This window comes from Planktothrix sp. FACHB-1355 (assembly GCF_014748295.1).
In the GTDB taxonomy this organism is placed as follows: Bacteria; Cyanobacteriota; Cyanobacteriia; order Cyanobacteriales; family Aerosakkonemataceae; genus Aerosakkonema; species Aerosakkonema funiforme_A.
This window is the reverse complement of the sequence record NZ_JACJUP010000755.1, coordinates 1-3,508: the sequence shown is the minus strand read 5'-3', so window position 1 is coordinate 3,508 and position 3,508 is coordinate 1. Positions and strand designations below refer to the sequence as shown.

4 protein-coding genes are annotated in these 3,508 nt (G+C 45.3%); 2 read left to right on the top strand and 2 right to left on the bottom strand.

The annotated features are described in order from the left end of the window. Together H6S82_RS24330 and H6S82_RS24325 are read left to right on the top strand one after the other, a co-directional pair. Positions 1-243 (top strand): beta-propeller fold lactonase family protein (locus H6S82_RS24330; protein WP_191056838.1); only part of this gene is annotated, 243 nt, incomplete at its 5' end. A gap of 128 nt (positions 244-371) precedes the next feature. Then, positions 372-860: a DUF29 domain-containing protein gene (locus H6S82_RS24325; protein ID WP_190461709.1), complete on the top strand. Its 489-nt coding sequence runs from the start codon at positions 372-374 to the stop codon at positions 858-860. Between the two features lie 138 nt (positions 861-998). Here H6S82_RS24325 and H6S82_RS24320 read toward each other — a convergent pair whose 3' ends face one another. Beyond that, positions 999-2,591: an iron uptake porin gene (locus tag H6S82_RS24320; protein ID WP_190461711.1), complete on the bottom strand. Its 1,593-nt coding sequence runs from the start codon at positions 2,589-2,591 to the stop codon at positions 999-1,001. A gap of 236 nt (positions 2,592-2,827) precedes the next feature. Continuing rightward, a partial coding sequence (locus H6S82_RS24315) for a ribose ABC transporter permease (RefSeq protein ID WP_191056837.1) occupies positions 2,828-3,508 on the bottom strand: 681 nt, incomplete at its 5' end.

Genomic DNA, 3,508 nt, shown 5'->3' with positions numbered 1-3,508 from the left:
AAAGTAGTAGGTAAAGTTTATTCGGGTTCCGCTCCCCGCAGTATGATTATATCAGATGACGGACAAGTGCTTTACGTTGTTAACTACAACGAAAGTTCTGTCAGTAAAATTCGCACTTCCGATATGAAAGTACTGCAAAAAGTTCGCGTTGCTCCCAATCCGATCGGCATTACTTACGATCCGCAAAAAAGAGAAGTTTGGGTAGCTTGTTATTCCGGTCAAATCATGGTATTTCAGGATTAAGTTTTCCTATTTTCCAGAAACCCGGTTTTTTCAACAAACCGGGTTTCTCTGTACCTCACTCATCTAAAAAAAGCTAAAATTGGTATGGGTGGGCAAGGTTGAAGAATCGGCGTAAGGAGGCTAGAGCTATGACCCCAACTCAATTGGGTGTCTCTAAATCTTCCGATTTGTACGAAACGGATTTCTATGCTTGGACTGTCGAGCAAGCAAAGTTTTTGCGAGATGGTGCCTGGGATAGTTTAGATGTTCCGAATTTAGTTGAGGAGATTGAATCTTTGGGCAAACAAGACCGCAGGGAGTTGAGGAATCGCTTAAGGGTTTTAGTAGGGCATCTGCTGAAGTGGGAATATCAAAGAGGTAAGCGTTCTAAGAGTTGGTCGAACACTATCCACGAACAACGTTATCAAATTAAAGAACTTATAAAAGAAAGCCCTAGTTTAAAACCTTACTTGCACGATGCTGTGGTTGAAATTTACAGCGATGCGCTTTCTTTGGCAGTGCGCGAAACTTCTTTAGATTCTAGTTGTTTCCCTCAAGAATGCCCTTACAACCTGGATCTGATTCTGGAAAAAGATTTTTTCCCTGGCGAGCAAACTGAATCGGATTCAATCGATTAATGAACGCATTTATAGCTAGGGACTAGGGCGTCGGGGCTAGGGACTAGGGGAAGAAGGGATAATGAACGTTCTTAATTCCTGAAACCCTTAATTCGACGCTCTTCTTCCCCTAACCCCTAACCCCTAACCCCTAGCCTCTTAAAAATTAAAGCTAGTCCGAACTAACCCGACCCATTGCGTGTCGTTGTAACTATCATTTTCAGGATTAATCACAACCCAAAATCCAGGAGTAATAGAAATGTTGTCATTCACCTGAAAGCGATAGAAAGCTTCAATGTGATATGATGTATCTGGCTCATCGCGCACATCGCTGCTAGTAACTCGCGGTGGCAAACCTACCAAAATTCCCGGTAAGTTGCCTTCACCTCCTACATCTGGGAAACTGAAACCGATCGCACCATACAAAACATCGGCATTCGCACCGCGATCGACATTAAGCACATCCGCACTACCCCTACCATTAGAAACGTTGCTCATCCCAGAACTTTCGGCATTGGCGCGAGTATAAACCCCCCAACCATGAACTTGAAAGTGTGGAGAAAAGTGATAGAATCCTTGTATACCCACAGAATCGCTGGATGTAGCAATATTATCGCCAAACGGCCCCGAAGCTAAAAAACTGCCCGTACTTGCACTGAGATCCACTTCTCCTCCGGGTGCATAAGAACGGGAATAAGCTACACCAATTGCTCCCCAATCGCGATAATAGGCAAGCTGAGCTAGAGCGTGGTAGGAACCGTTGAACAGTCCATTTTTTGGGGTGGGAATATTGACATCAGGTACTAAATAGCCGAGAGTTAAAATCAGATCTTTACTGATATTCCAGTTAATCGCACCACCGCCACCGCCGCGACGGTAAAGGGGACTGTATTCTCCAAACTTGGAGGGAATTCCCAAACTATCACTGGCGATCGTAGGCGGAGTGAGAGTGTTCGTAATATCTGTGTAACCGATACCAACTGTACCGAAAGTAACTGAGAGATTAGAAGTAATTGGGGTGATATACAGCAAGTGAGGAATGGTAACGTCATTATTTTCATTACCATCAAAGTTCAATCGCGTCATATTTGTACCCGTTTGTTCGGCAATATTATTGCCAAAGTTGCCAAATTCCAGACGGGTTCTCAACAAATCGCGACCTGTGAAGCTGGTTTCCAGATTTAATCGACCTCGATTGGCAACAATGGTGTTAGTGCGATCGCCACCACCACCAACGCGATCGCCAAAGGTATCTGTTACGGCAACGATAATTTCCGCATTTAACTTAGTCGTTGCAGAAAACTGATTCGCTTCTAATTGTGCTGTGCGTGCTTCTAGAGTATCTACTCGACCGCGCAATGTCGCTAATTCAGTTGTAAATTCTGCTTGCAGCCTTTGCAAAGTTGCTAAATCTTCCTGAGTAACTAAGTTTGTCGTTCCTGTCCCAATCAGTTCCCTAATGCGATCGAGGCAAGCATTCAATCCGGCGGCAAATTCGTATCGCGTCATCGCACGGTTACCTCTATATGTGCGTTCTGGATAACCTTCGATGCAGCCGTAGCGTTCTACCAGAGATTGCAGTGCCTGAAATGCCCAGTCCGTGGGTTGCACATCGGAGAGTTGAGAGACAGAGGTTACTTGTGCAAAGGCGTCTTTAGGTGTAGCTAAAGTGGCAGATGGCGTTAGTAGAAATAGTACAGGTGATGCTAGTAGAAAAGCTAGCAATCTGTAAGAGCAATACTTAAGTTGCATAAATAATTTCCTCTCATTGAATAGGATTTATCTAGGGGTTAGGGGATAGGGGCTAGGGGCTAGGGAAGAGTGGAGAGGGAAAAGGGGTTAGGGGATAGGGGCTAGGGGCTAGGGAAGAGTGGAGAGGGAAAAGGGGCTAGAAGTAGTAAGTTAGGAAACTAACCAGCTCCATAGTGTTGGGTTTCGCTGCTGCTCAACCCAACCTACAATCTACTTGCGATGAAATTCAAAATTTATCAAGCATGACTAGAACGGGTGCGAAGTCTGTCAATAGTCACGGCGATAATAATCACCAAACCTTTCACAACTAATTGCCAGAAAAATGATATGTTCATCAAGGTTAATCCATTGTTGAGGAGAGCAATAATTAAAGCTCCCAATAAGGTTCCCCAGATGGTGCCAATTCCACCGGTGAAGCTCGTTCCTCCCAAAATTACGGCGGCGATCGCATCGAGTTCGTAGCCTTGTCCCAACATACCCGTCGCACTGTAGAGACGCGACGCGCTCATAATACCGCCCAAACCGGAAAGCAACCCGCTGATGCCATAAACAAGTAACAGCACCCGACTGACTTTAATTCCCGTCAATCTCGCTGCCCGTGCGTTACCGCCAACAGCGTAAATATGCCGCCCAAAAACAGTCCTTCTTAAGACAAACCAACTAGCTACAATTGCTAGCAAAGCAATAATAACCAGCCACGGAATCGGGCCGAGATAATTGTTGCCAATCCAAGCAAAATTGAGATTTCGATTAATAACTGTAGTGCCATTGGCAACTAAATAAGCAACACCTCGCAATCCCGTGTAGGAACCCAAGGTGACGATGAAGGGAGGCAAACCCAAATAGGCAATCAGCGCTCCGTTAATTAAGCCCAAACACAATCCCGCTAATAAAGCAGCGGGTACGGCGAACCAACC

What these genes read in the sequence shown, in the direction of transcription:
- H6S82_RS24320 (WP_190461711.1), bottom strand. Translation starts at nt 2,591, where the DNA reads ATGCAACTTAAGTATTGCTCTTACAGATTGCTAGCTTTTCTACTAGCA.
- H6S82_RS24325 (WP_190461709.1), top strand. Translation starts at nt 372, where the DNA reads ATGACCCCAACTCAATTGGGTGTCTCTAAATCTTCCGATTTGTACGAA.